14 protein-coding genes and 2 tRNA genes are annotated in these 17,739 nt (G+C 70.9%); 8 read left to right on the top strand and 8 right to left on the bottom strand.

Going from position 1 to position 17,739, the window contains the following annotated elements:
• Positions 1 to 65: 65 nt before the first annotated feature.
• The 3 genes from G4G93_RS05080 to G4G93_RS05070 all read right to left on the bottom strand — a co-directional run bounded on the left by G4G93_RS05080 (position 66) and on the right by G4G93_RS05070 (position 4,101).
• Entirely contained in the window at positions 66 to 1,760 is a 1,695-nt protein-coding gene (locus G4G93_RS05080; protein ID WP_165081808.1) for an AMP-binding protein, read from the bottom strand.
• An 89-nt stretch (positions 1,761 to 1,849) separates the two neighbouring features.
• Positions 1,850 to 2,566, bottom strand: a complete 717-nt coding sequence (locus G4G93_RS05075) for a hypothetical protein (RefSeq protein ID WP_165081806.1) — start codon at positions 2,564 to 2,566, stop codon at positions 1,850 to 1,852.
• 23 nt (positions 2,567 to 2,589) lie between these two features.
• A complete protein-coding gene (locus G4G93_RS05070) occupies positions 2,590 to 4,101 on the bottom strand; it encodes a leucyl aminopeptidase (RefSeq protein ID WP_165081804.1) in 1,512 nt (503 codons plus the stop codon).
• Between the two features lie 315 nt (positions 4,102 to 4,416).
• Here G4G93_RS05070 and lptF point away from each other — a divergent pair, with 315 nt between their 5' ends.
• From lptF to rsmA, 5 genes are all read left to right on the top strand, one after another.
• The gene (lptF, locus tag G4G93_RS05065; protein WP_165081802.1) at positions 4,417 to 5,589 is read left to right on the top strand and encodes an LPS export ABC transporter permease LptF; all 1,173 of its coding nucleotides are present in this window, start codon (positions 4,417 to 4,419) and stop codon (positions 5,587 to 5,589) included.
• 6 nt (positions 5,590 to 5,595) lie between these two features.
• Positions 5,596 to 6,684, top strand: coding sequence for an LPS export ABC transporter permease LptG (lptG, locus tag G4G93_RS05060; protein ID WP_165081801.1), 1,089 nt, complete (start codon positions 5,596 to 5,598; stop codon positions 6,682 to 6,684).
• Entirely contained in the window at positions 6,684 to 9,347 is a 2,664-nt protein-coding gene (locus tag G4G93_RS05055) for an LPS-assembly protein LptD (RefSeq protein ID WP_246736549.1), read from the top strand. Before lptG ends, G4G93_RS05055 begins: the two co-directional genes overlap by 1 nt.
• Positions 9,348 to 9,447: 100 nt before the next feature.
• The gene (gene pdxA, locus G4G93_RS05050) at positions 9,448 to 10,470 is read left to right on the top strand and encodes a 4-hydroxythreonine-4-phosphate dehydrogenase PdxA (RefSeq protein ID WP_165081797.1); all 1,023 of its coding nucleotides are present in this window, start codon (positions 9,448 to 9,450) and stop codon (positions 10,468 to 10,470) included.
• 53 nt (positions 10,471 to 10,523) lie between these two features.
• Positions 10,524 to 11,303, top strand: coding sequence for a 16S rRNA (adenine(1518)-N(6)/adenine(1519)-N(6))-dimethyltransferase RsmA (rsmA, locus tag G4G93_RS05045; protein ID WP_246736575.1), 780 nt, complete (start codon positions 10,524 to 10,526; stop codon positions 11,301 to 11,303).
• A gap of 247 nt (positions 11,304 to 11,550) precedes the next feature.
• Here the strand turns inward: rsmA and G4G93_RS05040 are convergent, their stop codons facing one another.
• From G4G93_RS05040 to lipB, 3 genes are all read right to left on the bottom strand, one after another.
• Positions 11,551 to 12,534, bottom strand: a complete 984-nt coding sequence (locus G4G93_RS05040; RefSeq protein WP_165081793.1) for a TIM44-like domain-containing protein — start codon at positions 12,532 to 12,534, stop codon at positions 11,551 to 11,553.
• 190 nt (positions 12,535 to 12,724) lie between these two features.
• Positions 12,725 to 13,873: an ATP-binding protein gene (locus tag G4G93_RS05035; protein ID WP_312891714.1), complete on the bottom strand. Its 1,149-nt coding sequence runs from the start codon at positions 13,871 to 13,873 to the stop codon at positions 12,725 to 12,727.
• A gap of 131 nt (positions 13,874 to 14,004) precedes the next feature.
• Positions 14,005 to 14,745 (bottom strand): lipoyl(octanoyl) transferase LipB, encoded by a 741-nt coding sequence (gene lipB / locus G4G93_RS05030; protein ID WP_165081791.1) that lies wholly within the window; start codon positions 14,743 to 14,745, stop codon positions 14,005 to 14,007.
• A 59-nt stretch (positions 14,746 to 14,804) separates the two neighbouring features.
• Between lipB and G4G93_RS05025 the strand changes: the two genes are divergently transcribed.
• The 3 genes from G4G93_RS05025 (at position 14,805) to G4G93_RS05015 (ending at position 15,577) form a co-directional block, all read left to right on the top strand.
• Positions 14,805 to 15,107: a FliM/FliN family flagellar motor switch protein gene (locus G4G93_RS05025; protein ID WP_165081788.1), complete on the top strand. Its 303-nt coding sequence runs from the start codon at positions 14,805 to 14,807 to the stop codon at positions 15,105 to 15,107.
• A 123-nt stretch (positions 15,108 to 15,230) separates the two neighbouring features.
• Positions 15,231 to 15,315 (top strand) — tRNA-Leu (locus tag G4G93_RS05020).
• Between the two features lie 177 nt (positions 15,316 to 15,492).
• Positions 15,493 to 15,577: transfer RNA gene (locus G4G93_RS05015), tRNA-Leu, on the top strand.
• Positions 15,578 to 16,125: 548 nt separating this feature from the next.
• Here the strand turns inward: G4G93_RS05015 and G4G93_RS05010 are convergent.
• Together G4G93_RS05010 and G4G93_RS05005 are read right to left on the bottom strand one after the other, a co-directional pair.
• On the bottom strand, positions 16,126 to 16,905 hold the full coding sequence (locus tag G4G93_RS05010) for an ABC transporter permease (RefSeq protein ID WP_165081786.1): 780 nt from the start codon (positions 16,903 to 16,905) through the stop codon (positions 16,126 to 16,128).
• A gap of 82 nt (positions 16,906 to 16,987) precedes the next feature.
• Positions 16,988 to 17,578: a peroxidase-related enzyme gene (locus tag G4G93_RS05005; protein ID WP_395413792.1), complete on the bottom strand. Its 591-nt coding sequence runs from the start codon at positions 17,576 to 17,578 to the stop codon at positions 16,988 to 16,990.
• Positions 17,579 to 17,739 lie beyond the last annotated feature (161 nt).

Below are 17,739 nucleotides of genomic sequence, written 5' to 3'. Positions count from 1 at the left end.
CGGAGCCGCATCCTGAGGTCGCGGGGTGGAGTACCGGTCCCCGGGGGCTTCACACCGCGGGCCGGCTACCCCACCGCCTCGCCGTCCCGCAGCGCCCGCCGCAGCACCTTGCCGACATTGGTCTTCGGCAGGCTGTCGCGGAAGACGATGCGGCGGGGCACCTTGTAGGCGGTGAGACCTTCGCGGGCATAGGCCCGCAGCGCGTCCGCCGTCAGGTCGGGGTCGCGGCGCACCACGTGGGCGACGACGCTCTCGCCGGTCTCCCCCGAGGGCTCCCCCACCACCGCCACTTCGAGCACGCCCGGATGGGCGGCGAGCACGTCCTCGACCTCGTTCGGGTAGACGTTGAAGCCGGAGACCAGGATCATGTCCTTCATCCGGTCGACGATGCGGACCTGCCCGTCGGGCTCGATCACCGCGATGTCGCCGGTGCGGAAGAAGCCGTCCGGGGTCATCGCCCGGGCGGTCTCGTCGGGTTGGCCCCAGTAGCCGGCCATCACCTGCGGCCCGCGCACGCAGAGCTCGCCGGGCTGGCCGATCGGCAGGGTGGTGCCGGCCGCGTCGCGGATGCAGACCTCCGTCGAGGAGACCGGGTAACCGATGGTGCCGGACCAGTCGTGCAGGCTGGGCGGGTTGATCGAGACGACGGGCGAGGTCTCGGACAGGCCGTAGCCCTCGATCACCGGCTTGCCGGTGACGGATTTCCAGCGCTTGGCCACCGGTCCCTGCATCGCCATGCCGCCCGCGATGGCATATTCGAGCCGCGACCAGTCGACCTTGCCGATATCGGGGTGGTTGAGGAGGGCGTTGAACAGGGTGTTGACGCCCGACAGGTTGGTGAAGCGGTTCTTGCGCAGCAACGCCACGAAGCCGCCGATGTCGCGCGGGTTCGGCACCAGCAGGCAGCACGCGCCGAGCCGCATCATGAAGAAGAAGCAGCAGGTCAGCGCGAAGATGTGGTAGAGCGGCAGCGCCGTCACCATCACCCGGCCCGGGCCCTCGTCGTCGCGCATGCCGAACCAGACCCGGCTCTGCTCGACATTGGCGGCGACGTTGCGGTGGGTGAGCATCGCCCCCTTCGACACGCCGGTGGTGCCGCCGGTATATTGCAGGAAGGCGAGGTCGTCGGGGCCGATCCCGACCGGCCGGAACGTCGCCTTGCGCCCCGCTGCCAGCGCCGCCGTGAACCGCGTGCAGCGTGCGGCCGGCAGCTCGAAGGGCGGGACCGCCTTCTTGAGGTGGCGCGCCGCCGCGGTGATCAGCGAGCCCTTCAGCCCGAGCCCGTCGCCGGCGCCGGCCACCACCACCCGCTTGAGGCCCGGCAGGTCGGGCAGCGCCTCGGCGACCGTGCGGCCGAAATTCTCCAGCACCACCAGCACCCGGGCGCCGGCATCGCGCAGCTGGTGGGTCAGCTCGCGCGGAGTGTAGAGCGGGTTGACGTTGACCACCGTGGCCCCGGCGAGCAGCACGCCGACGAGCGCGATCGGAAAGGCCGGCACGTTCGGCATCATCAGGGCGACCCGGTCGCCCTTGGCCACGCCCTGGCCCTGGAGCCAGGCCGCCATCGCCTCGCCCTCGCGCCTGAGCGCCGCGAAGGTCAGGGACGCACCGAAGCAGGTGACGGCCGGGCGGTCGGCGAAACGCTGCGCGCTGGTGTCGATCAGATCGACCAGGGTGCCGAGGCGCTCGACCGCGATCTCGGCCGGCACGGAGGGCGGATAGGCGGCGAGCCAGGGCCGCGGCGGGGTATTCGGATCCATCGCGCTCGACGCCTTGCCCATGAACTCCACCCTGTTCGGTGCCGGATGCCTCCCTCGGATGTCGCCCGGGGCTCCGGCTTTCGTTCCGGTTAGCGGCTCGCCCGGGGGGTTTCAACCGATGCGCGGGAGCCGATGCGGCGGACGACGGCATACGAGACGACGGCATGGGGCAGGAACGCCGCGAGCACGAGGCCGCCGGCCAGCGCCGCCTGTACACCGGAGAGAGGCAGCCGCGGGAAGCCGGAGAGCCCGAGATCCCGCGCGGCCGCCAGCAGGGCGAAGGCGAAGGCGAGCGTGACGAGGCGCAGGAGCCCGCGGCCGATTGCGCGCCAGCGGTCGCCACGGCTCGGCAGGCCGCTCACAACGACGGCCGGAAGGCCGATGGCGACGCCGAAGACCACGGCCGTCATCGCCACCCCGAGCCCTTGCGCCGCCATCATCGTCTGGCCGGACAGGAAGGCGACGCTGCCGACCGAGAAGCCGGTGCGCAAAACCAGCCCGCCATAGGTCGGGTGCAGCGACAGGCCCAGCACCAGGGCGAGGCCCAGGAGCGCGCCGAGCCAGCCGCGCCATCCGGGGGCGGATGCGGGCAGGAGCGCGACCCGCGCCATCCCGTAGGCGATGGCCGCGAAGAACAGCGGATAGCGGTCGACGAAGAAGCCGTAGGCGTACTGGCCGAATCCCGCCGCGTCGAGGCGCGCCTGCGTGACGGCGCCGGCTGCGACGAGCGCCACCGCCGCCAGGGCGGCCAGAAGGGGCGCGAAGGCGGCGAGCCGCCTCCGCCCGCGGGATGGCCGGGAGGTCATGGGACCGGCGGGGATGCCGGCGCTCACGCCTCGTAATGGTCGCGCACGAGCCGGTCGAGGAGGCGCACGCCCCAGCCCGAGGCCCAGGAGCGGTTGGTCTCGGTGGCCGGCGAGCCCATCCCGACGCCGGCAATGTCGAGGTGGATCCACGGCACGTCGTTGACGTAGCGCTTGAGGAACTGCGCCGCCGTGGCCGAGCCGCCGTGGCGCCCGCCGGTATTCTTCATGTCGGCGAATTTCGACTCGATCAGCTTGTCGAAGCCGGGGGCCAGCGGCATGCGCCAGACCTTCTCGCCGGTGGCCTCCCCGGCAGCCGAGAGGCGCTGGGCCAGCTCGTCGTTGTTCGAGAACATGCCGGCGAATTCCTGGCCGAGGGCGACCAGGATCGCGCCGGTCAGGGTCGCGAGGTCGATCATGAAGCGGGGCTTGTAGGTCTGCTGCACGTGCCAGAGCACGTCGGCGAGCACCAGGCGGCCTTCCGCGTCGGTGTTGATGATCTCGATCGTCTGGCCCGACATCGAGGTCACGATGTCGCCGGGGCGCTGGGCCTTGCCGTCGGGCATGTTCTCGACGAGGCCGATGGCGCCGAGCGCGTTCACCTTGGCCTTGCGGCTGGCGAGCGCGTGCATCAGGCCGACCACGCAGGCGGCGCCCGCCATGTCGCCCTTCATGTCCTCCATGCCGCCGCTCCCCTTGATGGAGACGCCGCCGGAATCGAAGGTCACGCCCTTGCCGATGAAGGCCACCGGCGCCTCGGAGGCGTCCTCGCCGCCGTTCCACCGCATGATGACAACCCGGGCCTCCTTGGCCGAGCCCTGCGCGACGGCGAGCAGGGCCCGCATGCCGAGCTTCTTCATGTCCTTCTCGTCGAGGACCTCGATCTCGACGCCGAGCTTCTCCAGGGCGGAGGCGCGGCGGGCGAACTCCTCGGGGTCGAGGATGTTCGGCGGCTCGTTGACGAGCTCGCGGGCGAGGATCACGCCCTCGGCGAGCCCTTCCGCCCCGCGAAGGGCCTTCTTCAAGCCCGCATTCTCGGGCACCAGCAGGGTCAGGCGCCCTCCCCCGCCCTGCTCCTCGCCCTCCGGCGACTTCTTGCTCTTGTAGCGGTCGAACTTGTAGGCGCGTAAGCGGGCCCCCAGCGAGAAGGCCGCGACCTCGTCGGTGCCGGGCGCGGTGCCGGGCCATTCGAGGACGACGGTGGCCGGGCGGCTGCCGAGCTTGCCGGCGGTGAAGCCGCCGAGCGTCGCCCAGTCGCGGGAGGCGGCGTCGTCGGAACCGGTGCCGATCACCACCAGCCGCTCGGCCGACAGGCCGGCCGGGGCGGTGACGACGAGGGCGCTCGACGCCTTGCCCTTGAACCGCTCGACGCCTGCGGCGCGGCTCACCAGTTCGGCCGCGCCGGGACCGGCGATCTCGGCGGCCCGCGGCGACAGGGCGAGGTCCTCGCCCACGAACAGCACGAGGTCGCCGCCGGGCCTGGCCTGCGCGCCCGACGTGGCGAGGGATTCGATCTCGATGCTGATGCCGTCCGCCATGGCGTTGCTTTCGTCCCGTCTCGGTGCGCGCGTCTCTCGGGGCGCCGCGTCGGTCCTGTGTAGCGGGGCGGGCCGCCGGAATGCAACGCGACCGGGTGTGCGTCCGCCCCCTGTAACCCACCAGCGCGCCACCGGCGGGCACGCACCCGTGACCGCATCAGCGCGCCACCAGCGGGCGCGCACCTGTGACCGCATCAGCGCGCCCGCCCGCAAAAGGCCTCACTTGCCGTGCTTGAGGGCACCCGATGCTTGTGCGGCCGGCAGGGCGCGCCTAACCAGCATCGACGCGGGAGGGGGCCCGACCGCAGCCGGCCGATGAAGCAGATCGAGCGATACATCTTCCGCATCGCCCTCGGGGCGTTCCTGTCGTGCCTGATCGGCCTCACCGGCGTGATCTGGGTGACGCAGGCCCTGCGCGAGCTGGACCTGATCACCGCCAAGGGCCAGACCCTGCTGATCTTCTTCCTGATCACCGGCCTGTCGCTGCCGACGCTCATCACCGTGATCGCGCCGGTCGCGCTGTTCATCGCGGTGGTCTACGCGCTCAACAAGCTCAACGGCGATTCCGAGCTGATCGTGATGAGCGCGGCGGGCATGTCGCCGCGCCACCTGATGCGACCGTTCCTGACGCTGGCGCTGATCGTCAGCGCCGCCATCGGCTTCCTGACCATCCAGGTGATGCCGTCGAGCTTCCAGGAACTGCGCGACGTGCTGACCCGGGTGCGCGGCGACTTCATCGCCAACGTGGTCAAGGAGGGACAGTTCACCACCCTCGACAGCGGGATCACCTTCCATTTCCGCGAGCGGGCGCCGAACGGGGCGCTGCTCGGCATCTTCATGCAGGACCGCCGCGAGGCCGGGAAGACGGTGGTCTACCTCGCCGAGCGCGGCCAGGCGGTCGATCTCGACGGGCAGACGTACCTGGTCCTGGAGAAGGGCAGCATCCACCGCCAGCAGCCGAACAGCCGCGATTCCTCGATCATCACCTTCCAGCGCTACGCCGTCGACCTCGCGGCCTTCACGCCGCCGGATGCCGACACGATCTACAAGCCGCGCGAACGCTCGACGGTGCAGCTGCTGTTCCCCGACGCCAACGAGACCTACTACAAGCTGACCAAGGGCCGGTTCCGGGCCGAGCTGCACGACCGCCTGTCGTCCTGGCTCTATCCCCTGGCCCTCGGGCTGATCGCCTTCGCGGCGCTCGGCGATCCGCGCACCACCCGCCAGGGGCGCGGGCTCGCCGTCGCCGGCGCGATCGCCGCCGTGGTGGGGTTGCGCATCGCGGGCTTCGCCGCCGCGAGCGCGGCGGTGCGCAGCCAGGGAGCGGTGGCGGCGGTCTACGCGGTGCCGCTGGTCGCGATCCTGCTGTCGCTCCTCGTCGCCTACCAGGGCAGCCGGGTGCGGGCCTTCAACGCGGCGGTGGCCCTGCGGCTGCGCCGCCTCTCGGAGGCGCTGCCGGCCCGGGCGCCCCGGGTGCGGGCGGGCTGAGCCGCCATGCTGATCGGCGTCACCCTCGGCCGCTACCTGGCGGCGCGCTTCCTGCGCATGATCCTTGGGGTCTTCCTCACGGTCTTCGCCCTCGTCTACACCCTCGACTTCGTCGAGCTGATGCGCCGCGCCGGCGACGCCGAGGGCGCCTCGGCCGCCGTGATGGCCCGCCTCGCCCTGTTCCGCACGCCGGCGGTCGCCGAGCAGGTGCTGCCCTTCGCGATCCTGTTCGGCGCCATGGCGGCCCTGCTGCAACTCAGCCGCAAGCTCGAACTGGTGGTGGCGCGGGCCGCCGGCATCTCGGCCTGGCAATTCCTGCAGCCCGGCGCGCTCGTGGCGCTCGGCATCGGCGCGTTCACGGTCGGGGTCTACAATCCGGTCTCGGCCGAGCTGAAGCAGCGCTCGACCGAGATCGAGGCCAAGATCTTCGCCAAATCCTCGAAGGCCGGTTCCGGCAAGGACCTGTGGATCCGCCAGCGCAGCATCGACGGCCAGGCGGTGATCCGGGCCGAGACCGCGATCGAGGGCACCACGACGCTCGCCGGCGTCGCGGTCTTCACCTTCGACGAGGCGGGCGCCTTCACCCAGCAGATGCAGGCGGCCCGGGCCACCCTGCACGACGGCTACTGGGAGTTGCAGGACGTGCGCGTCCAGGGCCTCGACCAGGAGCCGCAGAGCTACGACACCTACCTCATCGCCTCGACGCTCGACCCCTCGCAGGTGCGCCAGCGCTTCACCCCGCCGGAATCCGTGCCTTTCTGGCAACTCAACCAGACCATCGCCCGGACCGAGCGGGCGGGACTCGACGCCACGCGTTACCGCCTTCAGTACGACGTGCTGATGGCGCGGCCGGTGCTGTTCCTGGCGATGGTGCTGGTGGCGGCATCGGTTTCATTAAGGTTCTTCCGCTTTGGTGGCATCGGCAAGATGGTGCTCGGCGGCGTCGCGGCGGGCTTCGTCCTCTACGTGGCGCGGCAGGTGATGGAGGGCTTGGGAGCCTCTGGATTGGTCGCCGCGCCGGTGGCGGCGTGGTTCCCGGCCGTGGTAGGGAGTCTTCTCGGAACGCTCGCGCTTCTGCACCTGGAGGACGGCTGATGCCCGGCCTCCGGAGATGCGGCGCGGGCATAGCGGGTGCAGGGATGGGTCGAGTCGTGCGTAAGGCCGCGGGTGCCGCGGTCACGGGATCCCTGACGGTTCTGCTGGCCGCGGCCGTCACGGCGGGCGCGAGCGGCCTTGCGCACGCGCAGGGCACGCTCAACGACCGCCTCGCGGCCGGATCGGCCAAGAACGCGGCCAAGGGCAACAGCGAGCGCCTGCTCGTCGAGGCCAAGGAACTCGTCTACGACAACGACCGCAACACGGTCTCGGCGGTCGGCAATGCCGAATTGCATTACGGCCCGCGCACCCTGCTGGCGGACCGGGTGCGCTACGACCGCAACACCGGCCGGGTCTTCGCGGAAGGCAATGTCCGCCTTACCGACGAGACCGGCGCGGTGGTCACCGGCGACCGGATGGAGCTGACCGACGACTTCAAGTCGGGCTTCATCGATTCGCTGCGCATCCAGCAGACGATCGAGCAGCGCGGCCGTCCGGCCCGGGTGCGGTTCTCCGCCCCGCGGGCGGAGCGCGTCGCGGGCGAGACCACGACCTTCGAATACGGCACCTACACCGCCTGCGAGCCGTGCAAGGACCATCCCGAGCGGCCGCCCCTGTGGCAGGTCAAGGCGGCGCGGATCATCCACAACAACGAGGAACGCCGGATCTACTACGAGGATTCTTACCTCGAAGTGGCCGGCATCCCGGTTGCCTACCTGCCGTATTTCTATTCGCCCGATCCGACGATCCGGCGCGACACCGGCTTCCTGGCACCGCACTTCGTGTCCTCGAACGTGCTCGGTTACGGCATCGGCACGCCGTTCTTCTGGAACATCGCGCCCGATTACGACCTGACGGTCGAGCCGACCTTCCTGTCGAAGCAGGGCGTGCTCGGCCAGGCCGAGTGGCGCCAGCGCCTCGCCAACGGCTTCTACAACATCCGCGTCAGCGGCATCTTCCAGTCGACCCCGAGCGCCTTCCTGCCGGGGCCCCTCGGCTCGGGCGACCGCGACTTCCGCGGCTCGATCGAATCGGCCGGCCAGTTCTACCTCTCCCAGAACTGGCGTGCCGGCTGGGATGTCGTCGGCGTCACCGACAAGTGGTTCCTCGACAATTACCGCATCCGCAACCAGACCATCAGCACGGATTACTTCCGTGAGGCGGTGTCGACGGCCTTCCTGATCGGACAGGGCGACCGCTCGTGGTTCGAGGCGCGGGGCTACTACTTCAAGGGCCTGTCGACCTACGACTGGCAGAAGCAGCAGCCGATCGTCGCCCCGGTGATCGACTACGACAAGCGCCGCGACGGGCCCGACCCGATCGGCGGCGAGGTGCGCTTCCAGGCGAACTTCACGCACCTGACCCGGGACGCGACGCAGTACACCCAGATCCCGCGCACCGGGACCTACCTGCTCAGCCCGAGCGTCAACGGCATCTCCTTCCCGCTCTACAGCACCTGCTCGGTGTTCGAGCGCGGGCAGTGCCTGGTGAGCGGGCTGGCCGGCGACACCACCCGGGCCACCGCCCAGGTGTCCTGGCGGCGCACCTTCACCGACGAGTTCGGCCAGCGCTGGCAGCCCTTCGCCTACCTGCGCGGCGACGCGTTCTTCGTGAACCCGAACACGACCGGCTTCCAGAACAACGAGGTCAGCAACCTGTTCTCGCCGGAGTCGAACTTCTCCGGCCGGGTGATGCCGGCGGTCGGCCTCGAATACCGCTATCCCTTCGTCGCCGATTTCGGCCCGCTGGGCGTCCACACGATCTCGCCGATCGCCCAGGTGATCGCGCGCCCGAGCGAGACCCATATCGGCCGCCTGCCGAACGAGGACGCCCAGAGCCTCGTCTTCGACGACACCTCCCTGTTCGAGTGGGACAAGTTCTCCGGCTACGACCGGGTCGAGGGCGGCGTGCGCGCCAATCTCGGTGCCGAGTACTCGATCACCGGCCGCAACGGCTTCTACATGAACGCGATGTTCGGCGAGTCGATCGCGCTCGCCGGCGTCAACTCGTTCCGCCGCGGCGACATCGCCAATGTCGGCCGCGATTCCGGCCTCGAGACCACCCGCTCGGACTTCGTCTCGCGGTTCCAGGTCTCTCCGAACCAGAACATCAGCTTCATCACCCGGGCCCGGTTCGACAACGCCACCTTCGCGCTCAAGCGCCTCGAGAGCGGCATCACAGCGAAGTTCGCGCCGTTCCTGCCGCTCGAGACGTCGCTCATCTACGCCCGCTACGAGGCGCAGCCCGAGCTCGGCTACGATCGCCGCCGCGAGGGCCTGCAGGCCTCGGCGCTCTACAACATCACGCCGAACTGGTTCGTCACCGGCTCGGTGCTGTTCGATCTCTCGCACTACCTCCAGGTGCGCGAGTTCTACGCCACGGCGGCCCAGTCCTACTTCCTCAACCCGGTCGGCACCGCGCCGACCTACGACCGGGCCGACAAGTTCTACGTCTCGTCCTCGGGACTCGGCTTCGGCTATCGCGACGAATGCACGACGATCTCGCTCAACTACCTGTCGTCGCCGATCGAGACGGCGTCGGGCCTGCGCGAGCGCAACCGCACCTTCCTGCTGCGGATCGAGCTGCGCACCCTCGGCGAGGCGAATTTCCGCCAGAACCTCAGCACCACCACGACGGCGGACGGCATCGCGACGGCCCGGTGACGGGCCGGGCGCCAGAGGCTGGCGCGCGCCTTGCGCTTGCCCGGCATGAGCCGGGATGCCATGGCGCGGGGGCGCGCCACCACGCTACGGGATTCCCGCGATGACCACAGCCCTCGCGCTGACACAGGGCGATCCGGCCGGGATCGGCCCCGAGATCACCCTGCGGGCCTGGCTCGCCCGGGAGGAGAACGGGCTGGCGCCGTTCTTCGTCATCGGCGATCCGGGCTTTCTCGCGGGCCTCGCCGCCCGGCTCGGCCTCGCGGTGCCGCTGGCCGACGTGAGCCCCGAGACGGCGGCCGACGCGTTCGCCCGCGCCCTCCCGGTGGTGCGGCTGCCCAACGGCCTCGCCGTCACGGCGGAGCCGGGCCGGCCCGATCCGGCGAGCGCCGCCGGCACGATCGCGTCGATCGACGAGGCGGTGCGGCTGGTGCGGGCCGGCCGCGCGCGCGCCCTCGTCACCAACCCGATCGCCAAGCACGTGCTCTACGAGGCGGGCTTCCGCCATCCCGGCCATACCGAGTACCTGGCGGCCCTCGCCGCCGAACCCGGCGCCGCGCCGCCCACGCCCGTGATGCTCCTGTGGTCCGAGACGCTGGCGGTGGTGCCGGTGACGATCCACGTGCCGTTGCGCCGGGTGCCCGACCTCCTCACCGCCAACCTCGTGGTCGAGACCGCCCGCATCGTCGACCGCGACATGCGAACCCGCTTCGGGCTCGCCGCACCACGGCTGGTGCTGGCCGGGCTCAACCCGCATGCGGGCGAGGCCGGCACGATGGGCACCGAGGATCGCGACGTGCTGGCCCCGGCCGTCGAGCGCCTGCGGGCGGAGGGCATCGCCATCACCGGCCCGCACCCGGCCGACACGCTGTTCCACGCCCGGGCGCGAGCCGCCTACGACGTGGCGCTGGCCCCGACCCACGACCAGGCCCTGATCCCGATCAAGACGCTGGCCTTCGACGAGGGCGTGAACGTGACCCTCGGGCTGCCGTTCCTGCGCACCTCGCCCGACCACGGCACCGCCTTCGACATTGCCGGGAAGGGATTGGCGAAACCCGACAGCCTGGTGGCCGCCGTCAGGCTCGCGGGCCGGCTGACCAGGCCCCCGGAAGGAGTCGCGGCGTGAGCGCCCCGGACGGATTGCCGCCCCTGCGGGAGGTGGTGCGGGCGCACGACCTGATGCCCCGCCGGTCCCTCGGCCAGAATTTCTTGTTCGATCTCAACCTCACCGGCCGGATCGCCCGGTCGTCGGGACCGCTGGACGGCGTGACGGTGGTCGAGGTCGGCCCCGGCCCCGGCGGCCTGACCCGGGCGCTGCTGATGCACGGCGCGGCCAAGGTGATCGCGATCGAGCGCGACCCGCGTGCCCTGCCGGCCCTCGCCGAGATCGCCGCCCACTATCCCGGCCGCCTGGAGGTGGTGGAGGCCGACGCGCTCGCCTTCGATCCCCGGCCGCTGATCGGCGCGGGCCCGGCCCGGATCGTCGCGAACCTTCCTTATAATGTCGGCACCCAGCTCCTCACCGGCTGGCTCACCGCGGAGGCCTGGCCGCCGTGGTGGGAGTCGCTCACCCTGATGTTCCAGCGCGAGGTCGCCGAGCGCATCGTCGCCGATGAGGGCGACCGGGCGAATTACGGCCGGCTCGGCGTGCTGTGCGGCTGGCGCACGCAGGCCAACATCCTGTTCGACGTGCCGCCCTCGGCCTTCGTGCCGCCGCCGAAGGTGACGTCGAGCGTGGTGCGGCTGGTACCGCGGCCCGAGCCCCTGCCCTGCCGGGTCGGGGCCCTCGAGGCCGTGACCGGCGCCGCCTTCGGCCAGCGCCGCAAGATGCTGCGCCAGAGCCTGAAGGCCGCCGCCGCGGATCCCGGCCCGCTGCTCGCCGCCGCCGGCATTCCGGAGACGGCGCGGGCCGAGGAGGTGCCGGTGGCGGGGTTCGTGGCGATGGCGCGGGCGCTCTGACGACGGCCCCGGAGCCGCCCCGTACATCCGAATTGGGGCGTCCCGCCCCGAAATCGTCACCCCTGGATACGGCGCCCTGCACCTCCCGCCCCGGGCGCCCCGCGGCGGATCGCCTTCGCACGTGAACGGGCGGTTCCGGGCGACGGGCTGCCGCGAGCCGTCGCCACGAATGAAAAAGCCCCCGATCTGCAGGGATCGGGGGCTTCGCAATCAGAAGCGGGGAGCGGCGCTCCCCGCGGACAGCGCATTACCGTGTCTGCTGGATGGCCGAGACCACCCACGGGCCGCCGCGCTCGCGCATGAAGGTCCAGACCTCCGTCGCCTCGGGCGGGTTGGTCTCGACGACCCGGCCGCTGGCGCGCTCGATCATCGCGTCGCGCAGGGTGTAGCGCATCGCCACGGTGGCGTAGTCGACCGGGCCCTCGCGCCAGGATTCGGCGAGGTCGCCCTGCTGGAGCTTCACGTCGGCGATCTTGTTGACCAGGCCACGGGCGGCGTTGGCCCGGATCTCCTCGCCGAAGTAGCCGAACATCTCCGGCGTCGTCAGGCGGCGCAGGGTGGCGGCATCCTCGGCGCCGTAGGCGAGCTGGACCTGGCCGAGGGTGCGCTCGAAGGCCTCGAAGTCCTGCGGGCCGATGCCGACCTCGTCGCGCTTGGCCGGACGGGCCTGCTGCGCGGCCGCGCCGCCGCCGAGGCCCGCGCCGAGGCCGCCCAGACCACCGCCGAGACCACCACCAAGCCCGCCGCCCATGCCGCCGGGACCGGAGGCCGGGCCGCTGCGCTCGTAGGCGCCCGCCATGGCCGGCTCGGCCCGGCGGCGACGGAAGAAGCGCAGGGCCAGCATCACCACGCCGACCAGCAGGCCGACCTGGAGCAGCAGGCCGAGGAAGGAGGCGATGCCGCCGAGGCCGCCGAAGAAGCCGCCGCCGATCAGCGCGCCGAGCAGGCCCGCGCCGAGCAGGCCGGCGAAGAAACCGCCGCCGAAGCGCCGTTGCGGCGCGGCCGGGGCACCCATCGACGAGCCGGGCTGGGTCATCGAGCGCTGCATCGGCGCCGGGGCGCCGGGGGCGGTCGCGGTCGCGGGCGGCGCCGAGTAGGTCTTGGAGCCGCGCGAACCCATGGAGGAGCCGCTGCCGGGACGCGCCTCGCCGGCCGTCGCCGCCACGGCCATCAGGGCCGCCAGGCCGAAGGCCAGAGCCGTCCGGCGGCCGCGGGTGAAGGGGGTCATCATCGGTTCGTCTCAGCCTCGCGCAATCACCGGTCCGGGGCGTCGATGCCCCCGACCGCACATATGGGGGCGTGGGTGGCGCAGTAGAAGGGAGGCATCGCGCCCGATGCCGTCACTGTTATAACTACACGCGATGAAGAGTCACCGATCGGCGCCAGATCTGCCAAGCGATAAATTTTTGCGGTGATCGGGATTATCCCATGACGGCACTTCGTTGCGGACGCGCCCGCGGTGCCTCGGCCGCCGGGAAGGTCATGCGCACGCAGGTGCCCTCGCCGGGGTGGCTGCGCAGGGCGACGGCCCCGTTCTGGCGCTTGACCACGGCATTGAGGATGGCGAGGCCAGCGCCGCGGCCGGGCTCGCGGGTGGTGAAGAACGGCTCCAGCGCCCGGGCCAGCACCTCCGGCGCCATGCCGGTGCCGGTATCGGTCAGGCTGAGCGCGACGTGGCGCCCCGCCGCCCCGTCGGCGGCGACGCCCTCGCCACCGTGGTTGCGGGTCTGGACCGTGACGCGCCCGCCCGCCGGCATCGCCTCGGCGGCGTTGCGCAGCAGGATCTGCAGGATCAGCTCGGTCTGGACCGGATCGAGGCAGGCGATCCACAGGTCCTCGGCGAGATCGAGCTCGAGTGTGCATCCGGGCCCGAGCAGGCCCGGCGCCTGCTCGCACCAGTCGCGCAGCAGGCGGTTCAGGTCGATGGCCCGCGGCTCCGGCCGGTGCTTGCGCGAGAAGGCCAGGAGGTTGCGGGTCAGCGCCGAGGCGCGCTCGGCGGCGTCGGTCGAGCGGGTCAGGGCCCTCTGCACGAAGGCGTCCGGATGCTCGCCGAGGCGCCGGCGCAGGCCGTCGATGTAGCCGACCAGGATCTGCAGCAAGTTGTTGAACTCGTGCGCGACGCCGTTGGTGAGCTGGCCCAGGGCCTCGCGCCGTTGCGCCAGGGCGAGGGCCGCCTCGAGATCGCGGCAGCGCGAGGTCTCGACGAGCTGGACCAGGCCCGCCCCTTCCGGCCCGTCCACCGGGGAGAGGTGCAGCATCGCCCACAAGGTCGCGCCGTCGGGCCGGCGCAGGGGCAGTTCGGCGCCGGCCGTCCCGCCGGCGGCGAGGAGCGCGCGCAGGGCCGCCTCGGCCTCGGGTCCGGCAGCGAGGGCCGCGAGCGCCGGCGCCGCGAGGCCGTCGCCCCCCTCCCCGAGCAGGGCACGGGCGGCCGGGTTGGCGAACAGCACGGCCCCGTCGGGACCGGGCGCGACCAGGAGGGACGGCAGGGGGGCGGCCGCCAGCGCGGCGCGCAGTCGCCCGGCCTCCCCCAGCGTCTCAGCGACCGGCACTGGCGCGGGGACATCCGGCACGGGGGGACCTCCGTGGTGGCGCGGGCCGGAGCCGCACGTCCCGCGGCGGTCGGATCGCCGCCGCTTTCCGGCCCGGTAATCTAGTGCAAGTCCGGCCGGGGTGGAAACCGCGCCCGCCGGCGCCGTCGGACCTAGGCCGAAGCATCGTGATCCCGCGCATCGTCGTCGACCAGGATCGTCGGCCCGAAGGTCTCCTCGAAGCGCCCCCGCAGCACGGCATCGACCTCCGGCAGGGTGACCGGCCGGCCGAGATCGACCAGGCTGGTAACGCCATGCTCGCGCACGCCGCAGGGCACGATGCCGGAGAAGTGGGACAGGTCCGGCTCGACGTTCAGGCTGATGCCGTGGAAGGTCGCCCAGCGCCGCACCCGGATGCCGATCGCCGCGATCTTGTCCTCGACGCCCGGCCCCTTCTCCGGCCGGCGCACCCAGACGCCGACCCGGTCCTCGCGCCGCTCGCCCCGCACCGTGAAGGCGTCGAGGGTGGCGATCAGCCAGGCTTCGAGGGCGGCCACGTAGGCGCGCAGGTCCGGCCGCCGGCGGTTGAGGTCGAGCATCACGTAGGCCACCCGCTGCCCGGGGCCGTGATAGGTGTATTGCCCGCCGCGCCCCGTGCGGTGGACCGGAAAGCGCTCCGGCGCCACCAGGTCCTCCGCCTTCGCCGAGGTGCCGGCGGTGTAGAGCGGCGGGTGCTCGACGAGCCAGACGCGCTCCAGGGCGCGGCCCTCCGCGATCGCGGCCGCCCGCGCCTCCATCGCGACTTCCGCCTCGCGGTAATCGAGCAGGGGATCGCGCACCACCCATTCGACGGGGGGGCTGCCGGGGGCGGGCAGGAGGCGGCCCGGGGCGGTACCGAGGCGGTCGTTTACCAAGGCTTCACCATAAGATCGGATTGTTGGCGCATCGTCTCATGTCAGGGTGGGTGCGTCCGTTGGCGGTTCTCGACATACTCAAGGTGGACCTCGCTGTCGTGCTCGGGCGGACCCGGATGCCGATCCACATGCTGCTGCGCATGGGGCGCGGCGCCGTGATCGAGCTCGATTCCACCGATAGCGATATGGTCGAGATTCTCGCCAACAACCACCCGATCGCCCGCGGCCAGATCGTGGTCACGGGCAACCGCATCTCCGTGGAGGTGACGGAGCTGATCCGCAAGGCCGAGGTGGTGCAGGAGCCCGGCATCCGCATCGGCGACGGCGCCGCGCTGCTGGGCGCCCTGTCGGACGTCCTCTAGGCGAGAATGTTCGCCGGATCCGCATCGGGGCGCTTGCGTCCCCGGGAGGGGACTGGTATTCGCAGCCTCGCTTCGGACGGGTCTCACCCCCGCCCCGCCGCTTCCGGCGAGACGAAGCTTTCCGCGGCCGTGGCGGAATTGGTAGACGCGCTAGCTTGAGGTGCTAGTTGGGCAACCAGTGGAGGTTCGAGTCCTCTCGGCCGCACCATTCCTTCCCGCAGGGAATCGAATGGAGACTGAATTCGGCACGACCGGCTCGATCACGATCGAGGCGTCTCGCCGGATGAGGTTGCCGATGCATACCGCCACGTGGCGGTTCGTGCAGTCGATAGATTGATGCGTTTTTTTCGATGGATCCGGATCGTTTTGATGTCCGGAACTCTCCGCGGCCGTGGCGGAATTGGTAGACGCGCTAGCTTGAGGTGCTAGTTGGGCAACCAGTGGAGGTTCGAGTCCTCTCGGCCGCACCATCCTGCCATTGCGCAGGATCCCCGGGTCATCGGCCCGGCTGGTGCCGATCCGGCGATGTGAGTGAGGGTGCGTTCTTCGCTGCCTCCATCGACCGAAATCTCCCCGAATTCGACGATGTGACCCGCTCGCCCCCTCCTTCGGCTGTGCCCGAGGCGCTCTATCGCGGCGACGCGCGGTGACGGACCGCCTCCCGGGCGAGCGGGCACGAGATGTCACGTGCACCTTGTCGCGACGTGAGCCTTTCTGCGGCCGCGCAAGAGATGTCCGGGGGAACCGGATAGCCCCCCCTCCCCGATACATCCTGGCTTGCCTGGGATTTGCAGGCGACGGGCGAAGCGGGGCAGAGGGCCTGGAGAATCGAAGATCCCACGCCCATTCAGGAAGCGAAGCACGTGGACACGGGGCCGGAGCGAGGGTCGGGAGGGCCCCGACGCGTGAGGCGTCTGCGCCCCTCTCACCCTCACGGCGAACCGGCAGTTCTCTGCGGGCTCCCGGAGCCCTTCGGAGCCCGGGCCTCTTCCCGCAACGGACGTTGGGCCTGCCGGCGTCAGTTGAGGAAGCGCGGCACGACGAAGCGGATGCCGAGGAGGCCGACCAGCGCCAGCGCTCCGCTGACCATCAGCACGTACAGCATCGACGCATCGGACCCGTAACCGGGATAGAAGGACGACCGGCAGATCTTCACGATGTGCATGAGGGGATTCCACTGCACATACTCGTAGATGACCGCCGGCATCGATTCGGTCACGATGAACGCACCACTGGTGAAGTAAAGAATCAGAACCGGAACAATGACGCCGATCATCCACGGCTGAAATATCTGCGAGATGAAGACGTTCATGAAACCCATGGACGTCGCGAAGCCGAGCGCGAGCAACATGCTCTCGCAGAAGGCGAAGGGATCCCGGGGCACGACCGACGCCCCGGAGCACGCCGCGATGGCAAAGACGAGGGCGATGCTGAGGCTGCTGGTGCAAACCTCGACCAGGGCGCGCGACATGACGACGTCGAAGAACTTGACCTGTGGGAAGTAGATCAACTGCTTGTTCATCAACGGCCCCTCCATCATCTTGCGGGACATGTAGTTCAAGATGATGTAAGGTGACAGGCCGGAGACCGCGAACAGCACGATGCTGTCGCCGATCGGCGCAGGGATGTGCCGGAGCGCGTAGAAGCTGGTGATGACCAGGATGTGCGCGCAGGGCCATCCGACCGCGACGGCGTAGCCCCACATCGTGCCGCCGAACCGGGTGCGGATGTCGCGCAGCATGAGCGCGCCGAGGACGTCCAGCTGGATCTCGAGCGCCGATTTCGCCTGATACGCCATCCACCGCTCCCGTCGGGCGACCCGCGGCCCGTCTCGCGGGCGCCTTAGGCCGACATTGCGGCAACCGGGTGACCGGCCGTGGTCACGCCTCGTCCGCCGCCGGCAGGGTCCGGGCCTCGCCGTGGTAGGCACGGTTCGGGCGCATGTCGACGGCCGAGGCCATGCGGTTCGACATGTTGAAGAAGCTCGCCACCGCGGAGATGTCCCACAGGTCTCGCTCGGAGAAGCCGGCATCGCGAAGGGCGTCGCGGTCCTCCTCCTCGATCGTCCAGGGCGCCTCGGTGAGCGCCACCGCGAAGTCGAGCATGGCGCGGTGGCGGGGCGAGAGGTCGGCGGCGCGGTAGTTCATCACCAGCATCTCGGCCAGAACCGGATCGCCCGACAGGCTGCGCACGGCGGCGCCGTGCGCGGTGAGGCAGTAGTAGCAGCGGTTCACGCTCGACACCGCGACGGCGATCATCTCGCGCTCCAGCTTCGACAGGCCGGAGGGCGCCAGCATCAGGTCGTTGTAGAGGGCCGCGAACGCCTCGAGCTTGGCGTTGTCGTGGGCATAGGCCAGGAGCACGTTCGGCACGTAGCCGATCTTCTCGCGGCATTTTTCGAAGTAGGCCCGCATCTCCGGCGACAAGTCCGGCGAGGGGGCGAGGTCGAGGGCCATCACGGTGCCCTCCATCTCCTGCGCCGCCGGCCGCTCACCGACCTCGGGCTTGCCCCCCGCCTTCTTCCTGCCGCCGGTCATGATCCTGCCCTCTCGATCATCATGCGCGAGCTATAGGCAGTTTGCCCGTTGAGCGCGAGGCCGGGGTTGCGGGGGAAAACCCGCTGTGCCACCGC

This window comes from Methylobacterium sp. DB0501 (assembly GCF_011043735.1).
In the GTDB taxonomy this organism is placed as follows: Bacteria; Pseudomonadota; Alphaproteobacteria; order Rhizobiales; family Beijerinckiaceae; genus Methylobacterium; species Methylobacterium alsaeris.
The sequence above is the reverse complement of the archived record's forward strand: the minus strand, read 5'-3'. Positions and strand labels throughout refer to the sequence as shown.